Raw genomic sequence first — 22,216 nt, 5'->3', positions numbered from 1 at the left:
CAGAATTTGGATTCCATTGACCGCCAACTGCTGGCGATGCTGCAGCAAAATGCCGAGACACCGCTGGCCGAGCTGGCCGAGGCCGTGCACCTGTCCAACACACCCTGCTGGCGGCGCGTTCAGTGGCTGCGCGAGAAGGGCTACATCACCCGCCACGTCGCCCTGGTGGACCCGTGCAAGGTGAATGTGGGTGTGACGGTGTTCGTGGCGGTCAAGACCAGCCAGCACCACCAGCAATGGTTCGAGACCCTGCGGGATACCGTGATGGGGATTCCCGAGATCGTCGAGTTCTACCGCATGAGCGGGGACGTGGACTACCTGCTGCGCGTGGTGGTGCCCGACATCCGTGCCTACGACGCGGTCTACAAGCGGCTCACGCAGGCCGTGGCGCTGTCGGACGTGAGTTCGAGTTTTGCGATGGAAGAAATCAAGTTCACCACCGCGCTGCCACTGAACTACGCGCAGTAGCGGCCCTTGAGGAACCTTCTGCGCCCTGGCCTGTGGCATGGGTGCCGGTTGGCCCGGGGACAAGGCAGGCCCAGGTCACCCCGGGCTGCCTTTCAGGCGTACGGATCAGTATTTGCCCATGTAGTCGCGCTTGCCCAGTTCCACGCCGTTGTGGCGCGCAATGGCGTAGGTCGCGTTCACGTGGAAGAAAAACTGCGGCAGGCCGTAGTGCAGCAGGTAGTGTTCGCCCACAAACTGCTTCTCGCGCGGCGTGCCGGGCTGGATGGTGATCTGGCGCGTGGCGGCATCGGCAAACGCCGCCTCTGGCAGGCCTTCGACAAACGCCAGCACGGCGTCGAGGCGTTCATTCAGGTCGGCAAAACCGGGGCGCTCGGCGTCGGGGAAGGACGGCACCTCCACCCCGGCCAGGCGTGCGGCCACGCCTTTGGCGAAGTCGCAGGCAATCAGCACCTGGCGGGCCAGCGGAAACATGTCGGGGAACAGCCGCGCCTGCAGCAAAGCGTCCGGCTCGATCTTGCGCGCCGTGGCGTGGGCCTCGGTCTTGGCCAGCACGTCTTTCAGGGAACCCAGCATCTGGCGGAAGACAGGGATGCTGGCGTTGTAGATGGGGTGGGTCATGGGGGGTCCTTATGGTGTTGGGGGGCTGCACACTGCAGGCCATTCAAAGGCCCCAGCGCAGTCGACAGCGATTGCAACACAAGCCCCATCCATGCGCTGACCCGCGCCCAGAACCCCTGGCGCACCGGGCCCATTGATCGATGCCCCGCCGACGATCCACCAACGAGGGACCGCTTCGCCTCTCCCGCTCAGGCAGCGGTTGCCAGGGGCCGAGCGGCCCGTGCTGCCACGCCCACCCCCACCAGCGCTGCCGACACCACACTCAGCGCCAGCGTGAAGGCCGAGCCGTAGAAGATGCCCGAGGTCATACCCTGGTCCAGCATGGCGCCAAAGGCCGGGGCGGCCAGGCAAAAGCCCAGGTCCAGGCCCGAATACACGGTGCCATACACCCGGCCCGTGGCGCCAGGGGGCGCCGCGCGCTTGATGAGCATGTCGCGCGAGGGGCCGGCCAGGCCCGTGCCCAGACCCGCCACCGAAGCCACGGCCACCGCCGCCATGCCGGGCAAAAAGCCCAAACCCACCACCACCAGCAGCGCGGCCGAACCCAGCAGGCACACCGAGATGATCTTCTCCAGCCGCTGCACACGCCCCACCAGAAAGCCACCGATCAGCATGCCCGCCGCGCCGCACAGCATGTAGCCGGTGACGACCATGGCGGTAACGCTGAGCGGCAGCCCGTACATGGACTGCAGCGCCGGGCTGGCAAAACTCTGGATGGCGCTCAGTGCGCAGGTGCTCCAGAAGAAGAACGAGAAACACAGCCACACCGAGGGCAGCTTGAGGAAGGCCATGGGGTGCTCGGGCTTGGCCGCCCCGGCCCCGCCCTTGGCCTGGTGCGCCCAGGCGCCCTGGCGGTCATCCAGCGCATCGCGGTTCCAGACCATGATAGCCAGCACCGCAAGAGCGAACAGGGCGCCGCACAGGCAGGCCGTGCGCCACGACCCCGTGGCCGTGGCGATGCCCGCCATGAACACCGGTGCCGTGGCCCAGCCCAGATTGCCGCTGATACCGTGCACCGAAAAGCCATGCCCCAGGCGCTGCGGCGACACGCGTTTGTTCAATATCGTGAAGTCCACCGGGTGGAAGGGCGCATTGCCCAAGCCCGCCAGGGCCGCTGCCAGCAAAAGCCCCGGGTAGCCCTGCGCGGTGCCCGCAGCCAGGCCTGCCGCCGCAAAACTCGACAGCGCAAAAAACATCACCGGCCGCGCACCCACGCGGTCCACCAAAAAGCCCGACAGCGCCTGGCCCACGCCCGAGATCACAAAAAACACCGACACCAGCAGGCCCAGCTCGGAGTAGCTGAAGCCAAACTCGCCGATCAGCCACGGGAACAGCGGCGGCAGCAGCATGTGGAAAAAGTGCGAGCTGCCATGGGCCAGGCCAATGAGGCCGATGGTGCGGGCATCCTGCCGCAGCGGGACAGGGTTGGTGGCGGTGCCGGAGGAGGAAGGGGTCATGGGCCTGATCTTAGGCAGGGAGGCTTCGGCAGGTTTACGATAGTCGGCCAAGTTCTATCGCAAACATGCCAAACCTGCCTGCCACGCCTCCCGCGCCCTTCGCGCTCCCCGAACCGGGGGTGGAGCACTTTGCCGCCCAGGTCGTGCCACGTGCCCGGCGCGGGCTGTCGTACGTCGGTTCGCTCACGCCCGAGCTGTTTGTGCCCACCGCCGCCCGCCCGGTGCGCGCCAAGCTGCGCTGGCTGGCCGCCGACACCCAGGTGATGCCCCACAGCCACCCCTGGGCACAGGTGGCGATCTCGACCACGGGCGTGATCCGGCTCACCGTGAGCCACGGCACCTACATCGTGCCGCCCTCGCGAGCGCTGTGGATTCCGCCCGGGGTGGAACATGCCGTGACCATGGTGGAGGATGCCGACCTGCGCACGCTGTACTTTCACCAGCCACGCGGCCAGTGCGGGCCAGGCGCCCTGGGCAGTGGCAACCCCCGCCAGCGCAGCGATGACGAAACCGCCGCCTGGCGCCAGTGCCGCGTGCTGGAGGTGTCCGACCTGCTGCGCTCGCTGGTGCGCGAGATGCCCACCACTCCTGACGGCGGCCCGGCCCCCACAGCCGCCGAACTGCTGCGCGAGCAGCACCTGAGCGCCCTGGTGCGCGACGAACTGGCCCGCGCCGCCGCCGTGAAGCTGGGCGTGGACCTGCCCCAGGACAAGCGCCTTCGCCATCTGTGCGAAGCCGTGCTGGCCGACCCCACGCGCCATGAAACCCTGGCCGACTGGGCGCGGGACACCGGCGCCAGCCCCCGCACCGTGGCGCGGTTGTTCCGCTCCGAACTGGGCAGCACCTTCACCCAGTGGCGCCAGCAGGTGATCCTGGCCAAGGCCGTGTCGCTGGCCGCCGGGCGCATGCCCATGGGCCAGATCGCCGCCGAACTGGGCTACAGCCCCAGCGCCTTCAGCGCCATGGTGCGCAAGTCAGTGGGGCAGCCGCCAGGACGGTTTCTGGGGCAGCAGCAGCCAGTGCCTGCGAACTAGGGGGAGCGCAACCACAGGGATGCCGAAGCCCGGTGGACGTGGACAGCAGGCCCCAGCGCTTTCCTGTCACATCTGCGCCCCGCTGGCGCACGCCGCGCAGCGGTGCGGGGCCGCCGCGTGAAATGGCCAGACCGGGCGTGCGCCTGACAGTCGATCAGCGCCCTGTCCTGGGTCGTTAGTCCTGCCCGCCTACGTTCGAAATCTTCCGTGGCCGTCACAGTGGGCAATCTCCCTACAAAGGTTTGAACACCATGACAAAACACATTCGCAACCAGGTGGCAGCCTTTTTCCTGCTGCTCCCGGCCGCCACCGCCCTGATGGTCGTTCCGGGTACGGTCATGGCGCAGCCCGCCGCCCCTGAATTGCGATCACTGCAGGTGGTCACAGACGACGGTCTGCGGGCCGGCGCAGATCTGCAGTTCACGATAGAAGGCACACCGCGGGGCCGGGTCCAACTCCATGTTGCCGGTGTGCCTCGGGCCATCGTGCTGCAGGAAACCGAACGGGGCGTGTACACGGGCAGCTACACCGTCCGCCGCCAGGACCGCCTCCATGAAGGCAGCGCCGTGCGCGCCACGCTGAAGGTGCGCAACCGCACCATCACCAGCAACTACTCGCTTCCGGCCGACGTTGGTGGCCGGAACGCGGTGGCGGCACCGCCACCTGGCCTGAAGATCGACCGTTTCTCGGTTGCCCCCATCGACAAGATGGAGCCCGGCGCCGAATTGCGCTTTACGCTGAACGGCGCCCCAGGAGGCAGGGCTGATTTCGACATTCCCGGTGTCATCGACAACGTACCGATGCGCGAGGTATCGCCGGGCGTGTATGAGGGTGCGTACACCATCCGCCGCATGGACAACCTGGCGCCGTCGCGCCCCACGGTGGCCACCTTGCGTGTCGGTGACCGCACGGTCTCCTCGACCCTGACCCAGCCCCTGATCGCCGATGCCAAACCGCCGGTGATTCGCCATGTGTCGCCGCGCGACGGGGAGACAATCCCGCGCAGTGCTGCCACCTCGGTGTCCGGGACGTTTGATGACGTCGGTGGTGTGGGTGTGGACCCCAAGAGCGTTCGCATCGTGATCGCGGGACGCGATGTCACGTCCACCTCGCAGATCACACCGCAGTTTTTCACCTACCGCGCGGACCTGCCCACCGGCCGGTATCCGGTGGAAGTGACCGCCCGGGACCTGGTGGGCAACGGCATGCGCCAGAACTGGACCTTCAACGTCGCTTCGCAAGCGAACGCCGCGCCGACCACCGTGCAGCTGCAGGTGAGCAGCCATGCCAACAATGCCACGGTCGACAGGGGCGCCGTTGTCATACGCGGCCGCACCGTGCCTGGCGCGGTGGTGGATGTGAAGGTGAATGCGGTAGGCACCCTCGTCGGCGTGTTTGGCCTGAACCAGGAATTGCTGTCGCAGCGTGTACAGGCCGATGGCAATGGTGACTTCTCGTTCAGCTTCACCTCCCAGGTACCGCTGCCCGGCACCCGCTACGAAGTGACGATGACCGCCGAAAGGGGCGGCATGGTGGCGACAGAGACCCAGCTGGTGCTGTTCCAGAAATAAGATGCCGCCGGCACCCCAGCGGCGACAGGAAATCACCATCCAAAAATGGACCCTTGTGGTCCAATTTTTTTTGATAGAAATGGCTTTCCCCGCTTGTCCATAAAGCGCCTTAAGCTATTATTTTTGTAGCGTTTTTGAAATCCTGGTGACTGTCCCCAGCACAAGCCGGAGGTAATGTGCGAAACGGAGTCTGCGCGGTGAAAGGAACACCCGCTGCAGCGTGCACCTCATCCAACCTTCCTGCGCCCCATGAACACCACCCCACCCCGCCGCGACGACATCCACAGCTACGAGCCCCGCCTGGGCCACGGCCTGCCGCACGACCCGTTCAACGCCATCGTGGGGCCGCGCCCCATCGGCTGGATCTCCACGCAGAGCGCGGCGGGCGCCACCAACCTGGCACCCTACAGCTTTTTCAACGCCTTCAACTACGTGCCGCCCATCGTGGGCTTTGCCAGCATTGGCTACAAGGACACGGTGCGCAACGTGGAGGCCACGGGCGAATTTGTGTGGAACCTGGCCACGCGCGACCTGGCCGAGGTGATGAACCAGAGCTGCGCCGCCGTGCCGCCCGAGGTGAGCGAGTTCGAGTTGACGGGCCTCAGCACCCGGCCCTCCACCCGCGTGCGCCCGCCGCGCGTGGCCGAAAGCCCCGTCACCTTTGAATGCCGCAGCACGCAGATCCTGCGGCTGCAAGGCGTGGACGGGGAGAAGGTGGACACCTGGCTGGTGCTGGGCGAAGTGGTGGCCGTGCACATCGACCGGGCACTGCTCAAGGACGGCGTGTACGACACGGCGAACGCGGGCCACATCCTGCGCGGTGGCGGCCCAGCCGATTACTTTACCGTGGGGCCGGAGCAGCTGTTCAAGATGGTCCGGCCGCGCTAGGGAACACAGCGCTCAGGCTGCCGCGTTGTTCTGGACCAGGTCCATCGCAAACCGGCCATGGCCCACGGACCAGTCGGAATAGTCGTTCTCGTGCATGAAGATGAATACATCGGCCGGCGCCACGCCCGCCATGGCCAACAGGTTGCGCGCGATGGCGGCATAGAGGGCCCGCTTCATCGCATCGCTGCGCCCACGCCGCAGCGTGATCTCGACCACCACCACGCGGTCGGACCGGGCCACACCGTTGAAGGTGGGGCTGCAGGCAAATTCACCGGGAGCGTAGGCGGCGACCAGGTTGAACAGCTCGTCCGGCGGCATGCCAATGCCGTCCACCAGCGCCTGGTGGATGCCTTGCACGATGGCCTCGCGCGTGGCGGCGGGGGTGTCCTGCGGAACGTTGGTGCGGATAAAGGGCATGGTTTTCTCCTATGTTCATTCAAATCAAATATGGCATTCAGGCCAGCGGTTGCCAGTTTTCAAACAATTCAAGCCGTCAGCGCTTAACGTTCCATCTATTTTTGCTATCAATTTCATGATTGAAAAGCGATGATTTGGCTGTTTTTATGTGTCTTAAAATCACATATATGAGCCACCGTCTGCCCCCACTGAGTGCCCTGCGTGCGTTCGAGGCTGCTGCCCGGCTGGGCCGCATGACAGCGGCGGCGGACGAGCTGTCGGTCACACCCGGCGCCATCAGCCGCCAGGTGCGCCAGCTTGAGCAGCACCTGGGCGTGGCCCTGTTTGATGGCAGCAAGGCCCGCCCCACCCTCACCCCGGCGGCGCATGTGCTGCAGCCGGTGCTGACCCATGCTTTTGCCCACATCGCCGATGCCGTGCGCGAGGTCAGCGACCCCAGCCGAGGGCCGCTGGATGTGGCCTGCTTCAGCACCTTCACCGTGAAATGGCTGATCCCCCGGCTGTTCGACTTCCAGGCCCAGCACCCGGGCATCGAGGTGCGCCTGCGCACCACCGACGCTGGCACCGATGCCAAGCGCCAACACGGCGATCTGGCCATCACCGCCGAGGAGGCCACCGGAGCGCTGGATGCCAGCAGGGAGCAACGGCTGTTTGCCGAACACCTGGGCCCGGTGCTGAGCCCCGAACTGGCGCAGCGGGTGGCGCTGCAGCAACCCGCCGACCTGGCGGACCCGGCCCTGGCACCCCTGCGCCTGCACACCCGCACGCGGCGCAACGCCTGGGCCATGTGGGGGGCAGCGGCGGGCGCTGCCGTGCCCGAGCCCGTGCCCACACCTTCGCAGCCGGGGCCGGAGTTCGAGCACTACTACTTCACGCTGGAGGCTGCCGTGCGCGGGCTGGGCATTGCCGTGGCCCCGTGGCATCTGGTGATGGACGACGTGTTGGCAGGGCGGCTGGTGGCACCGCTGGGTTTTGTGGCCTCGGGGTATGACTACGTGGTGCGGCGCCGCACCAGCGGCCCCCTGCCCCGGCTCGATGTGTTCTGCGCCTGGCTGCAGGCACAGGCCCACGCCAACCCCGTCCCCCCTGGTCCGCAGGCGGGCTAGAAAAAACTGCCGCCGATCTTCCAGGGGTCGCCACGCCAGACACCGGCATTTCGACGATCAGGGCGCCTACGGCGACTCCAGCGGCAGCGTGACACGCACCTCGAACCATGGGATCTGCGACCAGTCGCTGCGGCATGTGACCAGGGTTTCGCCCGAATGCATGTCCACACGCATGGGCTGCCCGGCCGGGCCCGGCAAACGGCCCGGCCCCTGCTGCCCGCTGCGGGGCTCCCAGCCGCAGCACACAAAACGCAGTGGCGCCATGCCGGTGCGCCGCACCAGGTAGCGCTCCACCGCAGCCGCCTGCACGCCCGGCACGCGGTAGGTGGCAATCAGTGCACGCAGCTGGTGGTCGCGGCCTTCAGTGCAACCCACCCACTCCAGTCCCGGCGGCTTGTGCCGCTGCGCGGCCAGGAAGTCGGCACAACGGGTGGCGGGCTGGCCCCAGGCGGCGGGCGCGAGGAACCCCAGGCAGAGCAGTGCCACCGTGCCCACGATGCCCGCCCAGCCGCGCTGCCGCGAGGGCTGGGTGGGCTGGGTGGGCTGCCCGCTCAGGTCAGCACGCGCCCGCCAGCGCGCCAGGAGCTGCATCCGTGCTACCGCAACAGCGGTGCGCACAAGCCAGCGGCCGGTTCGCGCGCCCACTGTTCGGTCCAGGCCCACACCTGCTGCACGCCGTCCGCGCCCTCGCCACCGGCCCTGCGGCGCTGCAGGCCGTGGTCTGCGCCGTCGATGCGCCGCGCGCAATAGGGCACGGTGCGCACAGCGGCCATTTCCGCAAAACGCTCGTAGGCGGAGGCGGGCACCAGCGCGTCGTCGCTGCCCCACACCTGCACCAACGGCCAAGGGCTTTGCACCAGCGGCAGGGTCAACGGCCAGTTCCACAGGTCGCGCCAATAGCCCAGGCTGCGGCCCTGCGCCACGGTGCTATCGGGACGGCGCCCGCCCACCACGCGGCCCAGCTCCTCCCAGTCTGCTTGCGCCTCCAGGCGCTGTGCCTGCAGGGCACCGGCCTCCTGCGGGTCCAGCCCGCTGGAGGCCAGCATCACCAGGCCGGCAAGTTGCGGCACCTCGGGCGCCAGGGCGGGCAACAGCTCGGCCCCTTCGGAAATACCCACCAGCAGCTGCGGCAGCGCGGGCGCGCCTTCACGTTCGCGCTGCTGCGCATCCGCGACCAGAGCGGCGCGGGCGTGGGCCAGCCAGGTGGAGAGACGGTCCTGCTGCACAAAGTCGCGTGCGCAGTCTGCGGGCGCCGTGCGCGCCTGGGGGTCCACACCGGGCTTGTGCAGCACCAGCACCTGGGCGTGCAGCAGGCCGGCAAAGTAGCGGTCCGCAATCGGCCCCATGCCCGCGCAGCCGGAGCCGGGGATGACGATCACACGGTAGCGCAGCGGTGCGGTGCGTTCGCTGCGCGCGAGGGCCTGGAGCGTGGCGCCATCGGTGCCTGGCAGCGGCCGCAGTGTGAAGGTCTCCGACGGGGGTGGGGCCTGGGTCGGCGCCACCGGGGCCTGCGCGGGCGCCTGCGGTGTCTCTGCGGAAGCTTCGGGCCCGTACACATTCACCAGCGATTCGGACACGGCCGCCGCATAGAACGGAGGGGGCGATGCGGCGCAGCCACCAAGCACACAGGCAACGGCCGTGGCCACGAAAAAGGCCAGCACAGGGCTGGCCAGGGGCCGCAAAGGTGCGGCAGAAGCAGAAAGGTGTTTTACGTTGAGCACAGGCCACAGTCTGGCATGACTGCGACCACCCAGGGAACTGCACCTGCTACTGGTGCGCCGCCCAGCGCGAGATGCCGAGCAAGAGGCTGCCGCCTCCGGCGGTCAGCACCGAGCGGCAGCGCCTCAGGGGGTTGCCCCTGCTACTTCAAGATGAGGACTTGCTCAGGCTGCTGGGGCTGCGGCATGGGCATGGGCTGGCCTCCCTGCTGGTACACCGGTGCAGGGCGCACGCCGCGCGCCAGGTTCGCGTCGGTGTAGCCCAGCTGCATGGCCATCTGCTGGTACACGTCCTGCGCCAGCGACAGCGAGGTCTCGCGTATCACCTTGGCACGGTTGGGCGGGGCGATGTCGCCACGGATCGACAGGATCTTGGTGTCGTTGCCTTCGCCCTGGGCGGAGAACGCGGCCTTGATCTCGTAGGTCTTGGTGTTGATCAGCGAGAAATCGGCCAGGAGCTGCAGGCCGTACTGGCGTGTGGCGCTGGTGGTGCCCTGCAGCGGCGAGAGCGCGTCGGTAAAGTCGATGCTGGAGACCACGCCGAACAGCACGTAGTCGGCGCCGTTGAACTCGCCCTTCTTGATGCGGCTGATCACGTCGTTGACCTGGGGCTGCACCTGGGGCGTGGCCATCTTGCCGGTCTGCACCTGATTGAGTATCTGCTCGGCCTTGCTGTTTTGCGGCTTGCCGGCGTCAAAACCCTTGCCCTGGATCAGGCGGAAGTAGGTGCCCTGCAGGATGGCGCCCTTGATGTCGTTGGTGTAGCCGCCGAGCTCGCGCTGCTCGATGTAGCTGTAGCGACCAGCCACGTAGGTGCCGCTGGCCTGCTCGGACGCCTGCATGTGCTGGCTGCCCGAGTGCGAGCCCGAGCCGCCGTAGGGGCCGTGGCTGTAGCCGCCACTGTGGCTGCCGCCCGCGCTCATCTGGCTGCTGCGCTGGTAGGTGCCGGCCAGGAAGTACTCGGACACGCGCTGGGCGTAGGCCAGGTCGGTCACTGCGATCTTGGGCGCCGCGCCGGGCTGCTGCGCCAGGGCGGTGCCGCCCCAGGCCATGGTGGTGGCGGCGATCACGGCCAGGGCCGTGTGGAGAGTGGTTCTACGTTGCATGTGATGCTCCTGGTGAGCTAACGGAATGTCATGTGTTCATCAAACGATACGGGCCATCGCCAACATCGTCCGATACTGGCGCGACCCAGGCGCGGGACGCCAAGCAAGGGCCGCCCCGCAGCGAGGGCGTCGTCCCCCTTCCCGCGCGCAGCGCGAGAGAAAGGGGGAAGCGGTGCAGCCGCTCAGGGGGTTACCTCTTACTTGTCTTGCGGATTTCCTTCTCGTCCTGCCATTCGATCGTGCCTTCTTGCACATCAAACAGCTTGAGCGTGAACTTGTAGTACACGTCCTTGGTGTTGTTGTTCTGCTTGACGATGCTGGTGAGCTCGCCTTCCATGGTGTATTTGGCTGCCGTCATCTGGCCGACCTTGGCGGTGGTGCCCTGCTTGTACAGGCCGCTCTGGTTCTGGCGCTGCAGCTCATCCACGCCCTGCTGCATCTCGTTGATGGAGCGCACAAAACGCACCTTGCCCGACTTGACCAGTGCGGTCTGGATCGAGCTCATCACGTTGGTGGTATCGATGTACTCGCTGGTCTTGTTCTTCACGGTGGAGATCGTCACCGTGGGGCGGCCCTGGAAGATGCCGGTTTCCAGCAGGCCGCCGGTCATCTTCTCGGCAATCATCTGCAGGTCGGTGGAGCCGAACTCGTTGGTCACGAGCTCGACGGCCTTGGCGTCGCCGTAGTTGACCTGGCGGTCAAAACGCACGGTGGGCGAAGACAGGTTCTGGCAGGCCGACAGGGCCAGCGTGCCGGCCGCGAAGGCCAGGATCAGCGCGCTGCGCTGGATGGTGTTCTTTGTCATGGTTTTCAACTCCTCACTCAACAATATTTCGATGGGGCAGCGCGGGTTCAGCGCGGCTCCACATTCATTTCAAGGCGCAGGTCGACCGCCGCGGCAGTGGGCGCCACGCTCTTGACGGTCTGCTGGCCCAGGCCCAGCACGCTCATCTGCTTCCAGGATTCGCCGTCGCCCACCTGGTTGCCTACGTTGTCCAGCCACTTGAAGCGGTAGAACACGGTGCGGTCGGTGCGGCCCATGTTGGCCATGTCGGCCTGCACCACAAGGATGTCGTTCTTGCGCACGATGCGCATCTCGCGCACAGCGATGCTATTGGCTTCGCCGCGCAGGGCGACCTTGGAGGCCACGGCCAGCGGGGTGGCTGGGTCGTGCAGCTGGGCACTGGCACTGGTGGCCAGGGTCATCGTGAGGGCCGCGCACACAAGGGCGGGTGCAGCAGCAAGGGCAAAACGGGTTCTCATGCCAGAGGCTCCTTGAAAATGGGACATATGCGGGTTCAGTTCTTGGCAGGCGCCGCAGGGGTGGTCGCCGTGGACTTGACCGCCGACTGGGGCACCGCGCGGGTGCGGTTGTTGTTGGAGGTGCGCGTCGGGGCGGCGGGTGTTGCTGCCGCCGGGGCCGCTTGTGCGGCAGCCACGGTGGGCAGCTGGCCCAGCATGGCCACGTCGCCGGTCAGCACACTGTTGTCATACATGCGCAGGGGCACCAGGGCGTACTGGCCGTCGATCTTGATCGGCTGGGGCAGTTGGCGGCCATTGACGCTCACCACGTGCTCGCCCGGTGGCAGGTAGCCACGGGCCACGTACACACGGCCGGGCAGCATGCGCCACATGCGATCGTCCGCCTGCTCGGTGGCCACCGAGGCCGCCGCACCGATGATGCCGCCAATCAGGCCGCCACGCTTTTGCAGTTCGTTCTGCAGCACGCCCTTGGCCACGGCACGGGTGAAGCCGCGCAGCACCATGCCGGGCATTTCGTCCTTGAGCGCACGGCGCGCCATCACGTTCACGTCCACCACCTTTTCAAGCTTGAGGTCGGTACCGGCGGCGGAGATGGTGGTCAGCAGGGCGTCCTTGGAAGGCTCGATCACCGGATAGGAGATGCTGGCCGTGACCAGGCCCCGGCCCGTAGGCACGGGGATGGTGAAGGCCTTGGGTTTGCGCGCAGGGGCATCACCGGCTTCGACGATGAAGAGCACATCGGTCATGCGCTGGCGGCGCTTCCAGGTAAAGCCGGTGCGGTTGTCCAGGCCGCGCAGGCCTTCTTCGAGCACACCGGTTTCGGGCTTGAGTTCGATGGCCTTGCGGTAGCCGGGCGCAGCCAGGCCAGGCTCGTTGAGCATTTCGTACAGGAAACCGGCCAGATAGTGGGAGAGGGCGTTCTGGTAGCCGTTCTTGAGGGCCAGCACTTCGGGGTCGTTGAGCGTCTCGACGGGGTAGCCGTTGAGTTCCTTGCCCCCCGAGGTAGCGCCCTTGGACTTGGCTTCTTCTTCCGCCGCCAGGGTTTCCTTCGAACGGAACTCGGCAATGATGGCTTCACGCTCGTGGGTGCGCTTGATGTCCACGCGGGCGTTTTCGAAATCTCCCACGGCCATGCGGTTGAGCGCCAGGCGTGTGGTCACCCACACTTTTTCATAGTCCTGGCCTTCGTAGACCTTCAGGCGTTCGCTGATCAGCGCAGCGCCCACGGTGCCCATGAGCTTGCTGGGGTTGGTCTTGGCAGTCTCTTCCCATTCCTTGACCTTGATGTCAGCCAGCAAGAAAGCGTTGGTGCTGTCGGGGTAGCGGCGGTCCATGCGCAGCAATTCGCCGCGTTCCATGTTGTAGAGCAGCGCGGTTTTTTCTTCCTCGCTCTTGGCCGTGCTTTCGAGCTGGGCGATGGCGGCGGGAATGCCGCCGCTGCGGCCAGCGTTTTGCATGTCGGTCGCCAGCTTGTCATGGCTCTGCATGGTGGCGCAGCCGGTCAGGGCGGCGCTCAGGGCCAGCACCCACAGAAGGCGTGGGCGGAAACGGGATGGGTGGGCGGTCATGAATGCTCCTTGCAGATCGGTCGGTTGTGCACCAGAAAACCCCGGCCATGTCCACGCGCAAGACGGCACCGCGCTGCGGGCACACCGGTCAGGGTGGTGCGCCGCAGAAGCCGGTGTGGCCTGCAGGATGGGAAGTCCGGACAAGGAAGGTGCTGGCGGCCGGTGCGCCCCCTCCCGGCGCGTTCACGTGCTGCTGGCAGCCCCCTCTGGCTGTGAGTTTCTTGGTAGTTTTGTATGGGGTTGTAGCCAGGGACGCAATGTAGCAAAAGCTTGTATCTTTTCTGTAACCGCGCCGAACAGCTCAAATCGCAATCGAACATGGGCATCTCATGCCTCCAGGCGGTTCAGGGGAAGGCGGTACAGCCAGACCACGCGGCCACCGGGCGCACGCAGCTGCGCGCAGGGCAATACGCCGGGCACTGCGAACTCCAGACTCACCAGCCATGCGCCGGGTGCCAGCTCGGCCTGGGCCTTGGCGGCGGCGCGGGCCATGCTCTCGGGCCGCTGGAACAGGTACACCATGCGGTAGGGGCTCCAGTCCTCGGCCCACATGTCGGCGCGCCGCACCCGGGCCCAGGGGCACCGCAGGGCGCACAGCAGGCGCAGGGGCCAGCTCCATTCGATGCCCTCCAGTTGCGCGGCCGGGTAGGCATGGCGCAGCGCCTTCAGGCCATCGCCCACGCCGCTGCCCGCATCCAGCACCCGGGCCCCCAGCGGCAACGGGGCCTGCGAGGCCAGGGACTGCAGCGCATGGTGGGGCGTGGGAAACAGCGGCGCATCGCGCCAGGCGTTCAGGGGGTAGACCAGCAGCAGCAGCGCCAGCGGCACCAGCCACGCCCAGGTCGGCAGGCTGGCCGCGCCCAGCAGCGCCAGCGACAGCGGAAAGCCCGCCGCAATCAGCCCGCGCCGCCACCAGCTGTCGCCCAGCACACTGGCCGCCGTCCCGAGCAGGCAGGCAGCCAGCAAGGCCGCCACGGGCGGGACCGCGCGCTGCAGGGCCACAAAAATCAGCCACGCGCACGCCCACGCCAACAACGCAGGCAGGGGCCAGGGCATGCGCAGGGCCAACATGGGTTCGTTCTCAACGGCCAAAAATGCCGCGCAGCAGGTTCACGGGGTTCACCACGTTGCCCGCATCCGTACCACCCTCGCCCGCTGGCTGCTGGCCTGCCGGCGCGCCGCCCATGCCGCTGGAATAGGCGCCGCCCGAGGGTGCGCCGGGTGCGGCACCCATGCTGCCGCCGCGCCGCCCCTGCATCTCTTCGCCCAGCATCGCCATGGTGTGCGACTTGACACGCACGCGCACGGCCCACTCGGGCTCCCACGCGGCCTTGGGGTCGGCCGGGCGCGGCGGGTGCACGATGTGGCTTTCGCCGCCGTAGGCCATCATGCGCAGCATGGGCGTGGCATCGCGCCCGCCGCCCGCAAAGATGCCCTGGGGGATGGCGCACTGCGTGGTTTCGGGCTGCAGCAGCACCCGCTCCTTGAGCCAGCGGTCGACGGTGGCGGGCGACAGGTAGTCGAACAGGCCCATGCCCGTGTCGGGCGTCTCGGCGCTGGACCACATCACGAGGTCGTCCCCGTTCTGCGACATGGCATGCAGGTAGTAGGCGCGCGCATTGCGCACGGGCTGCCAGCTGGTGCCCATGCTGTCCTGTGGCTTGCCGGTGGTGCGCAGGTCGATGGCGGGCATCAGGTCTTGCGCCGCGCCCAGCGTGAACTTCATCGACGCGGGCACACCGTCGCCGCGCACCTGGTGCTCGCCCACCAGCGAGGCGTCACGCGACAGGCTCACCTGGTTGCGTTCATTGGGGTACAGCGCATAGGCCGGGCCCACGCGCGGCCCCCGGTCGGGCACGGCGCGGCCGGCAAAGGCCTGGGCATAGTCCGTGGGCTTGGCGCGCGCCAGGTCGATCACGCGGGGCTGGCCCGCGCGCACCGTGGCGCCACAGCCCCAGTAGAGCAGGATGCGGCCCTTGGGCTGGTGCTGCTGGTACTCCTGGGGCACCTCACCCGGCTCGGTCTGGGTGGGCTGCGCGCGCGGGGGGATCAGCGGCAGGGATTCGCCCATGCGCATGCCCGCGGGAATGGCCTGGCTGGCTTCGACGCCAGGGCGCAGGGTGTTGTGCAAGGCGATGTCGATGACACGCGGCGGCATGATGGACATGGCGCGGGCGTTGCCATAGGCCGTGTTGCCACCGCCCGCCCTGCCCTGCGCGCCGCCGCCCATGAGACCGCCGAGCAAACCGCCGCCACCGGGCAGGCTGTCCATTTCGGGCATGCCCGCCATGGTGCCGGTGGACACGTCCATCCACAGCTGGACCTTGGGGGGTTTGGTGGTTTGGGCCTGGGCGCCCAGGCTGGCGATGCACAGGCCAACGGCCAGGCAGGCGGGGGTCAGGACGAAGCGCAAAGGGGTCATGGGGGTCTGCTCCAGGAGATACATGGATCACCCGGCAAACCATCGTGGGCCGCAGAACGGCGCTTTCGCCGCCCTGTGAAGAGGCCTTGCGGTCAACCCGGGTGTGTTGAACGCAGCGCAGTGTAGGCCCCGCACAGACGCATTTTGCCTGCGCAAGTTACGGCTGGAAACCGTTTCTGTGCGCTATTTCACGCATGGTTGCACCGAAGCAGAACGGCGCCCCTGGTGTGCAGGGAGATCAGCCCCGCAGGCGGTCGATCAGCCCGTTCAAGGCCTCCAGCGAGCCGAACTGGATTGCCAGTTCGCCCATGTCCTCTACCCGGCCATGGCGCTTCACGCGCTTTTTCACGCGCACCTCGACCTCGGCCATGAGCAGGTCCGAGAGTTCTTCCTCCACGCGCTTCAAGTCGCGCGACTTTTCCTTCTGGGGCTTTTGCGGCACCAGGCTGAACTCGGCGCCGATCTTCTTGACCAGCGCCTCAGCCTCGCGCACCGACAGCTTCTTGGCCGCGATCTGGTTGCCCGCCGTGATCTGCGCGGCGCGGTCCAGCGATAGCAGCGCGCGCGCATGGCCCATGTCGATGTCGCCGGCCATCAGCATGGTCTGCACCGGCTCGGCCAGGTTCAACAGGCGCAGCAGGTTGCTGGCGGCGCTGCGCGAGCGGCCCACGGCCTGCGCGGCCAGCTCGTGCGTGAGGCCAAACTCCTTGACCAAGCGCTGCAGCCCGTGGGCTTCTTCCAGCGGGTTGAGGTCTTCGCGCTGGATGTTCTCGATGAGCGCCATGGCCGCCGCCGACTCGTCGGGCACGTCGCGCACCAGCACCGGCACCTCGGCCAGGCCCGCCAGGCGCGAGGCGCGGAACCGCCGCTCGCCCGCGATGATTTCGTACTTGCCGGCGTTGTCACCACCCGTCAGGCGCCGCACCAGGATAGGCTGCATGATGCCCTGGGCCTTGATGGATTCAGCCAGCTCGTACAGCGCCCCTTCATCCATGCGCGTGCGGGGCTGGTACACGCCGGGCACCAGTTCAGACAGCGGCAGGCTGCTGGGCAGCCCGGCTTCGGCCGCCTGGGCCTGCTCCACTTTTTCTTCGACCTTGGGGCCCAGCAGGGCTTCGAGGCCTCGGCCGAGGCCCTTGGGTTTTTTGGTGACCATGAAATGCTTCTCGCGAAAAGGAATGGGGAAAAAGTCTTCAGCGGTCGATGATGACCAGCGTGCCATGGCTGCCCGGTGCCACCGCGTGGGGCACGCCAGCGGGCACGATGAACACCTCACCCGCGTTCACCTCGATGACCCGCCCCTGCAGGTCCAGGCGCATGCAGCCGTCGAGCACCAGCAGCGCCTCGTCAAAGTCGTGCGACTCGTCGGGGTAGGCAGCGTCGTCCATGCGCAGCACCTTGAAGTTGGCGCCAGCGGCCTGGCCCACGACGGTGGAGTTCCAGGCGCGGGGCAGTTTGTCGGCGACGGCGGACAGGTTGATTTTGGTCATGGGTCAGAAGCACAAGTATTTCAAAACGTGGGGCGGCCCACCGCACGGCGCTTCTTGCGGCTGCGCCACAAACGAAGCCATACACCGAATGCGATGGCCAGCAGCACCAGGGCCAGCATGAACTGCCCCAGTGCGCCCACCACCACGGCGCCGCCCGGTAAAAACCAGGAGAGTATGGTGAGCGGCGCCTCGAGCCACGCGGGATCGAGCTTTTGTGGCGACGGCACTGCGGGCGGTTCAACCGATGCTGGCTTGTGCCAGAAGGTCCGCAGCTTCATGCGACATCACCCGCCAGTTCGTGCAGCCAGGCGTGGCCTTCGTCCCAATCGCCCAGGCCCGACTCGGCATTGATGTGGCCGCGCTCGCCGTAATCGATAAAACGCGCGCCCCAGACCTGGCCCAGGGCTTGCGCGCGCTCAAAGCTGCAATACGGATCGTTGCGACTGCCTACCAGCACGGCAGGGAACGGCAGCGGCTGGCGCGCAATGGGTGCCCAGCCGTGGATCTGCGCGGCCAGGTCGGGCCGCTCCACATCGCCCGGAGCCACCAGCAGCGCGCCCACCACGCGGTGCGCGTTGGCCGAATGCGCAGCCCACCAAGCGGTGAGGATGCAGCCCAGGCTGTGCGCCACCAGCACCACGGGGCTATCGGCATCGACCACGGTTTCTTCCAGCCGCGCCGACCAGTCGCCGCGCAGCGGGCGCATCCAGTCGTGCTGCTCCACGCGGTGGTAGCCATAGCGGGCCTCCCACAGGGTTTGCCAATGATCAGGGCCCGAGTTCTGCCAGCCGGGCAGCAGCAAGACGTTGGAAGCCTTCATTACTATCAATTTAATAGCTATTAACGCTTATCCATCATGCGCCAGATGCCATTTTTGCCATGGAAGACGCTGCGGCAGGCATGGTTTGCACCCGTTCGACCATCTCTTGCGCAAATTCGACAAAAGCCTGGCTGCCTTTTGCGGCCGGGTCGAACACCACACCGGGCAGCCCGTAGCTGGGCGCTTCGGCCAGGCGCACGTTGCGCGGGATCACGCTGTTGAACACCTTCTCGCCAAAGTGGCCCTTGAGCTGATCGCTGACCTGCTGCTGCAAGGTGATGCGCGGGTCGAACATCACCCGCAGCAGGCCAATGATCTGCAGGTCGGCATTCAGGTTGGCGTGCACCTGCTTGATGGTGTTGACCAGGTCGGTCAGGCCTTCGAGCGCGAAGTATTCGCACTGCATGGGCACGATCACGCCGTGCGCGCTGCACAGGCCGTTGAGCGTGAGCATGGAGAGCGACGGGGGGCAGTCGATAAGCACAAAGTCGTAGTCGCCATCGGCCTCGGCCAGCGCGGCCTTCAGGCGCTTTTCGCGGTGCTCCAGCGCCACCAGTTCCACCTCGGCGCCCGCCAGCTCGCGGTTGGCACCCAGCACCCAGTAGCCACATTTTTCCGACAGCACGGCCGCCTCTTTGACCGAGGCGGATTCGAGCAGCACGTCGTACACCGTGAGGTCGAGGCTGCGCTTGTCCACGCCCGAACCCATGGTGGCGTTGCCCTGCGGGTCCAGGTCCACCATCAACACGCGCTGGCCGATCTTGGCCAGACCCGCAGCAAGGTTGACAGTGGTGGTGGTCTTGCCAACGCCACCCTTTTGGTTGGCAACGCAGAAAATTTTGGCCATGTGGGTGTTGCAGTCCGTGTTGTTGTTGTCGTTGTCGTTGTTTTATTTGGAGATGGCGAGCTTGATGCCAAAGCCGATCAGAAAGACGCCCGCCACCTTCTCCAGCACGCGGCCGATGCGCGGGTTGGCGCGCATGCGCTCGGCCAGGTGGTGCGTGAGCAGCACGGCGACCAGCCCGTAGATAAACGTCAGCACCGCCACCGTCGCCGCCATCACGCTAAAGGTCAGCAAGCCCTGGTGCCGGGCCGGGTCCACAAACAGCGGAAAGAACGCCATGTAAAACACGATGGCCTTGGGGTTGAGCAAGGTGATCAGCCCGGCCTGCTTGAAGTAGTGGCGCGGCTGGATGTTGAGGATGGGTTGTGCTCCCGGCTTGGCCGTGAGCATCTTGAAACCCAGCCAGGCCAGGTAGGCTGCGCCCAGCCACTGCACTGCATTGAACGCCGTGGGGTACGTGGCCAGCAAGGCCGCCACACCGGCCACCGCCGCCCACATCAGCACCTGGTCACCCGCGATCACGCCCATCGTGGCCGCCAGGCCACCGCGCACGCCGCCCTTGCTGGTGGAGGTGATGAGCGCCAGATTGCCGGGGCCTGGAATGAGCAGGAACAACACAATGGCGGCGACAAAGGCGCCGTAGTCTGCGATGCCAAACATGATTTCTCCCGGTGCGCTGGATGGGTGCTCAGAGGATGCACCCGCAATGAGGAGCCGAGTTTACGCGACCACCCTGCCCTGCCGCTGAAAAGTCAACGTCCGGGTTCAGGCTGGCTTCATCCAGATGATGCAGCGCTCGGCGTCAAGACCGGGGACGGTGAGCTGTTCCACGTGAAACACTGACACATCGGCGGGGAGCGCCGCAATTTCATCCTCGGGGTGTTTGCCTTTCATGGCCAGCCAGACGCCGTGGGGCGCCACCAGCGCAGCCCGCGACCAGGTCACGAAGTCGGGCAGCGAAGCAAAGGCGCGACAGCTGATGATGTCAAAGGGTGTTGTCAGCGTCTCGACCCGCGCGTGCACGCCATGCAGGTTGCGCAGCTTGAGAGTCACCGCCGCCTGCTGGATGAACGCCGCCTTCTTGCCCACGGTGTCTACGCAGCTCACATCCACCTCCGGGCAGCAGATGGCAAACACCACTCCGGGCAGGCCTCCGCCCGAGCCGACGTCGAGCAAGCGCACAGCGCTGTGGCCCTCCCCTGCCAGCACTGCAACGTGGCGGCGCAGCGGTGGCACAGCGGCCAGGCTGTCCAGCAGATGGTGCGTCATCATCTCCTGCGGATCGCGCACGGAGGTCAGGTTGTAGACCTTGTTCCACTTCTGCAGCAGGGCCAGAAAATCCATCAACAGGGTGATCTGGGCGTCGGTCAGACCCAGGGCCAAGGCATCGGCCCCTGCCTGCAGCTGTTGGCGCAAGCTGTCGTTTGTCACTGCCGTCGTCATGCCGCCACTTCCCCCTCTGCCTTGGCAGCCGCAGCCACCGCAAACTCCTTGAACCCGCCCTTCTTGAGATGCACCATCAGCAGCGAGATCGCCGCCGGGGTGATGCCCGTGATGCGCGAGGCGTGGCCCAGGGTTTCGGGCCGGTGGCGACTGAGCACCTGGCGTGCCTCGATGCTCAGGGCGGTGACTTGCATGTAGTCCAGCTCGGCTGGCAGGCGCAGCTTTTCAAAATGCGCTGCGCGCTCCACCTCGTCCTTCTGGCGGTCGATGTAGCCCGAATACTTGGCGGCAATCTCCACCTGCTCCACCACGGGCTCACTCAGGGGCCCCAGCGTTTCACGTGAAACATCATTGGTCGCGTATTTGCCACCGTCCATGGACACCAGATTGGCGTAGTTCACATCGGGGCGGCGCAGCAGCTCGAACAGGTTGTATTCATGCTCAATGCTCTTGCCGAGCACCCGTTCAGACTCTGCCGCAGGCAGGCTGCGCGGGTTCACCCAGGTGGCTTTCAGGCGTTCTGTTTCACGTGAAACAGCGTCCCGCTTGCGGCTGAACGCATCCCAGCGCGCGTCGTCCACCAAGCCCATGCGGCGCCCTGTTTCCGTCAGGCGCATGTCCGCGTTGTCCTCGCGCAGCTGCAGGCGGAACTCGGCCCGGCTGGTGAACATGCGGTAGGGCTCGGTCACGCCCTTAGTGATCAGGTCGTCCACCAGCACGCCCAGGTAGGCCTCGTCGCGGCCAGGCAGCCAAGGCGCGTCGCCCCGGCACTGCAGGGCGGCGTTGATGCCTGCGAACAGGCCCTGGGCCGCCGCCTCTTCATAACCGGTGGTGCCGTTGATCTGCCCTGCAAAGAACAGGCCCTGGATCTGTCGCGTCTCGAAGCTGCTCTTGAGCGAGCGTGGGTCAAAGTAGTCGTACTCGATGGCGTAGCCGGGGCGCAGGATGTGCGCGTTCTCCAGGCCCGGCATGCTGCGCACCAGCTCGTACTGGATGTCGAACGGCAGGCTGGTGCTGATGCCGTTGGGGTAGAACTCGTGCGTGGTCAGGCCTTCGGGCTCCAGGAAGATCTGGTGGCTGTCCTTGTCGGCAAAGCGGTTGATCTTGTCTTCCACACTGGGGCAGTAGCGCGGGCCGACGCCCTCGATCTTGCCGGTGAACATGGGGCTGCGGTCGAAGCCGCTGCGGATGATGTCGTGCGTGCGTTCGTTGGTGTGGGTGATCCAGCAAGGCATTTGGCGCGGGTGCATCTGTGCATTGCCCATGAAGCTGAACACAGGCACCGTTCCCTCATTCACGCCTCCGGGCATCCCATCACCGGGCTGCTCCGCACACTTCGAAAAGTCGATGCTGCGCCCGTCCAGCCGGGGCGGCGTGCCGGTCTTCAGGCGGCCCTGGGGCAGCTTCAACTCCTTGAGGCGTGCCGACAACGACACCGCAGGCGGGTCCCCCGCCCGGCCCGCTGCGTAGTTGTTCAGGCCCACATGGATCTTGCCGTCCAGAAAGGTCCCGGCTGTCAGCACCACGGTGCGCGAGCGGAACCGGATACCCACCTGCGTGACGGCACCCACCACGCGGTCGCCCTCCACCATCAGGTCGTCCACCGCCTGCTGGAACAACCACAGATTCGGCTGGTTCTCCAGCATGCGGCGGATCGCGGCCTTGTACAGAATGCGGTCCGCCTGGGCGCGCGTGGCACGCACGGCGGGGCCCTTGCTGCTATTGAGAATGCGGAACTGGATACCGCCCTCGTCCGTGGCCAGCGCCATCGCGCCACCCAGCGCATCCACCTCTTTCACCAGGTGGCCCTTGCCGATTCCGCCGATGCTGGGGTTGCAGCTCATCTGCCCCAGCGTCTCGATGTTGTGGGTCAGCAGCAAGGTCTTGCTGCCCATCCGCGCAGCGGCCAGTGCGGCCTCGGTGCCAGCATGGCCACCGCCGACAACGATCACATCAAATTCCTGGGGATACAACATGGGGAAC

24 protein-coding genes are annotated in these 22,216 nt (G+C 66.6%); 5 read left to right on the top strand and 19 right to left on the bottom strand.

The window, feature by feature from the left end:
* Window positions 1–6: 6 nt before the first annotated feature.
* Window positions 7–468 (top strand): Lrp/AsnC family transcriptional regulator, encoded by a 462-nt coding sequence (locus ASE52_RS17570; protein ID WP_057227924.1) that lies wholly within the window; start codon window positions 7–9, stop codon window positions 466–468.
* Window positions 469–573: 105 nt separating this feature from the next.
* Here the strand turns inward: ASE52_RS17570 and ASE52_RS17565 are convergent, their stop codons facing one another.
* The gene (locus tag ASE52_RS17565) at window positions 574–1,086 is read right to left on the bottom strand and encodes a DUF1993 domain-containing protein (protein ID WP_010465138.1); all 513 of its coding nucleotides are present in this window, start codon (window positions 1,084–1,086) and stop codon (window positions 574–576) included.
* Between the two features lie 188 nt (window positions 1,087–1,274).
* Complete coding sequence (locus tag ASE52_RS17560) at window positions 1,275–2,543, bottom strand: MFS transporter (protein WP_010465136.1); 1,269 nt, start codon at window positions 2,541–2,543, stop codon at window positions 1,275–1,277.
* Between the two features lie 65 nt (window positions 2,544–2,608).
* On the opposite strand from ASE52_RS17560, the gene ASE52_RS17555 reads away from it, so the two are divergent.
* The 3 genes from ASE52_RS17555 to ASE52_RS17545 all read left to right on the top strand — a co-directional run bounded on the left by ASE52_RS17555 (window position 2,609) and on the right by ASE52_RS17545 (window position 6,036).
* Complete coding sequence (locus ASE52_RS17555) at window positions 2,609–3,577, top strand: helix-turn-helix transcriptional regulator (protein ID WP_198928120.1); 969 nt, start codon at window positions 2,609–2,611, stop codon at window positions 3,575–3,577.
* Window positions 3,578–3,828: 251 nt separating this feature from the next.
* Window positions 3,829–5,148, top strand: a complete 1,320-nt coding sequence (locus ASE52_RS17550; RefSeq protein WP_057227922.1) for a hypothetical protein — start codon at window positions 3,829–3,831, stop codon at window positions 5,146–5,148.
* Between the two features lie 249 nt (window positions 5,149–5,397).
* Window positions 5,398–6,036: a flavin reductase family protein gene (locus ASE52_RS17545; RefSeq protein WP_010465131.1), complete on the top strand. Its 639-nt coding sequence runs from the start codon at window positions 5,398–5,400 to the stop codon at window positions 6,034–6,036.
* Between the two features lie 12 nt (window positions 6,037–6,048).
* Here the strand turns inward: ASE52_RS17545 and ASE52_RS17540 are convergent, their stop codons facing one another.
* Entirely contained in the window at window positions 6,049–6,453 is a 405-nt protein-coding gene (locus ASE52_RS17540; protein WP_057227920.1) for a tautomerase family protein, read from the bottom strand.
* A 167-nt stretch (window positions 6,454–6,620) separates the two neighbouring features.
* Here ASE52_RS17540 and ASE52_RS17535 point away from each other — a divergent pair, with 167 nt between their 5' ends.
* Window positions 6,621–7,559, top strand: coding sequence for a LysR substrate-binding domain-containing protein (locus tag ASE52_RS17535; protein ID WP_057227918.1), 939 nt, complete (start codon window positions 6,621–6,623; stop codon window positions 7,557–7,559).
* Between the two features lie 66 nt (window positions 7,560–7,625).
* Here ASE52_RS17535 and ASE52_RS17530 read toward each other — a convergent pair whose 3' ends face one another.
* The 16 genes from ASE52_RS17530 to mnmG all read right to left on the bottom strand — a co-directional run bounded on the left by ASE52_RS17530 (window position 7,626) and on the right by mnmG (window position 22,209).
* Window positions 7,626–8,177, bottom strand: coding sequence for a DUF4952 domain-containing protein (locus ASE52_RS17530; protein ID WP_158004171.1), 552 nt, complete (start codon window positions 8,175–8,177; stop codon window positions 7,626–7,628).
* On the bottom strand, window positions 8,156–9,205 hold the full coding sequence (locus ASE52_RS17525; RefSeq protein WP_241777039.1) for an alpha/beta hydrolase: 1,050 nt from the start codon (window positions 9,203–9,205) through the stop codon (window positions 8,156–8,158). The genes ASE52_RS17530 and ASE52_RS17525 overlap by 22 nt, the downstream gene beginning before the upstream one ends.
* A 215-nt stretch (window positions 9,206–9,420) precedes the next feature.
* Window positions 9,421–10,383, bottom strand: coding sequence for a hypothetical protein (locus ASE52_RS17520; RefSeq protein WP_010465120.1), 963 nt, complete (start codon window positions 10,381–10,383; stop codon window positions 9,421–9,423).
* Between the two features lie 190 nt (window positions 10,384–10,573).
* A complete protein-coding gene (gene lpoB, locus ASE52_RS17515) occupies window positions 10,574–11,188 on the bottom strand; it encodes a penicillin-binding protein activator LpoB (RefSeq protein WP_010465118.1) in 615 nt (204 codons plus the stop codon).
* Between the two features lie 47 nt (window positions 11,189–11,235).
* A complete protein-coding gene (locus tag ASE52_RS17510) occupies window positions 11,236–11,646 on the bottom strand; it encodes a YcfL family protein (protein WP_010465116.1) in 411 nt (136 codons plus the stop codon).
* 35 nt (window positions 11,647–11,681) lie between these two features.
* Window positions 11,682–13,214 carry a hypothetical protein gene (locus ASE52_RS17505; RefSeq protein ID WP_010465115.1) on the bottom strand — a complete coding sequence of 511 codons (1,533 nt, stop codon included), beginning with the start codon at window positions 13,212–13,214 and terminating at the stop codon, window positions 11,682–11,684.
* A 327-nt stretch (window positions 13,215–13,541) separates the two neighbouring features.
* Complete coding sequence (locus ASE52_RS17500) at window positions 13,542–14,285, bottom strand: hypothetical protein (protein ID WP_057227912.1); 744 nt, start codon at window positions 14,283–14,285, stop codon at window positions 13,542–13,544.
* 10 nt (window positions 14,286–14,295) lie between these two features.
* Window positions 14,296–15,636 carry a hypothetical protein gene (locus ASE52_RS17495; protein ID WP_057228538.1) on the bottom strand — a complete coding sequence of 447 codons (1,341 nt, stop codon included), beginning with the start codon at window positions 15,634–15,636 and terminating at the stop codon, window positions 14,296–14,298.
* A 238-nt stretch (window positions 15,637–15,874) separates the two neighbouring features.
* Window positions 15,875–16,792, bottom strand: a complete 918-nt coding sequence (locus tag ASE52_RS17490) for a ParB/RepB/Spo0J family partition protein (protein WP_010465109.1) — start codon at window positions 16,790–16,792, stop codon at window positions 15,875–15,877.
* A 37-nt stretch (window positions 16,793–16,829) separates the two neighbouring features.
* Window positions 16,830–17,126 (bottom strand): cupin domain-containing protein, encoded by a 297-nt coding sequence (locus tag ASE52_RS17485; RefSeq protein WP_057227910.1) that lies wholly within the window; start codon window positions 17,124–17,126, stop codon window positions 16,830–16,832.
* A 20-nt stretch (window positions 17,127–17,146) separates the two neighbouring features.
* Entirely contained in the window at window positions 17,147–17,404 is a 258-nt protein-coding gene (locus ASE52_RS17480; protein WP_057227908.1) for a hypothetical protein, read from the bottom strand.
* Entirely contained in the window at window positions 17,401–17,946 is a 546-nt protein-coding gene (locus tag ASE52_RS17475; protein ID WP_057227906.1) for an alpha/beta hydrolase, read from the bottom strand. The genes ASE52_RS17480 and ASE52_RS17475 overlap by 4 nt, the downstream gene beginning before the upstream one ends.
* A gap of 34 nt (window positions 17,947–17,980) precedes the next feature.
* A complete protein-coding gene (locus ASE52_RS17470) occupies window positions 17,981–18,793 on the bottom strand; it encodes an AAA family ATPase (protein ID WP_057227904.1) in 813 nt (270 codons plus the stop codon).
* 42 nt (window positions 18,794–18,835) lie between these two features.
* Window positions 18,836–19,450 (bottom strand): LysE family transporter, encoded by a 615-nt coding sequence (locus ASE52_RS17465; RefSeq protein WP_057227902.1) that lies wholly within the window; start codon window positions 19,448–19,450, stop codon window positions 18,836–18,838.
* Window positions 19,451–19,555: 105 nt separating this feature from the next.
* Complete coding sequence (gene rsmG, locus ASE52_RS17460; protein WP_057227900.1) at window positions 19,556–20,233, bottom strand: 16S rRNA (guanine(527)-N(7))-methyltransferase RsmG; 678 nt, start codon at window positions 20,231–20,233, stop codon at window positions 19,556–19,558.
* Complete coding sequence (gene mnmG, locus ASE52_RS17455; RefSeq protein WP_057227899.1) at window positions 20,230–22,209, bottom strand: tRNA uridine-5-carboxymethylaminomethyl(34) synthesis enzyme MnmG; 1,980 nt, start codon at window positions 22,207–22,209, stop codon at window positions 20,230–20,232. Before mnmG ends, rsmG begins: the two co-directional genes overlap by 4 nt.
* Window positions 22,210–22,216: the final 7 nt, after the last annotated feature.

Source organism: Acidovorax sp. Root275 (genome assembly GCF_001428965.1).
In the GTDB taxonomy this organism is placed as follows: domain Bacteria; phylum Pseudomonadota; class Gammaproteobacteria; order Burkholderiales; family Burkholderiaceae_C; genus Acidovorax; species Acidovorax radicis.
This window is presented reverse-complemented; position numbering and strand designations above follow the sequence as displayed.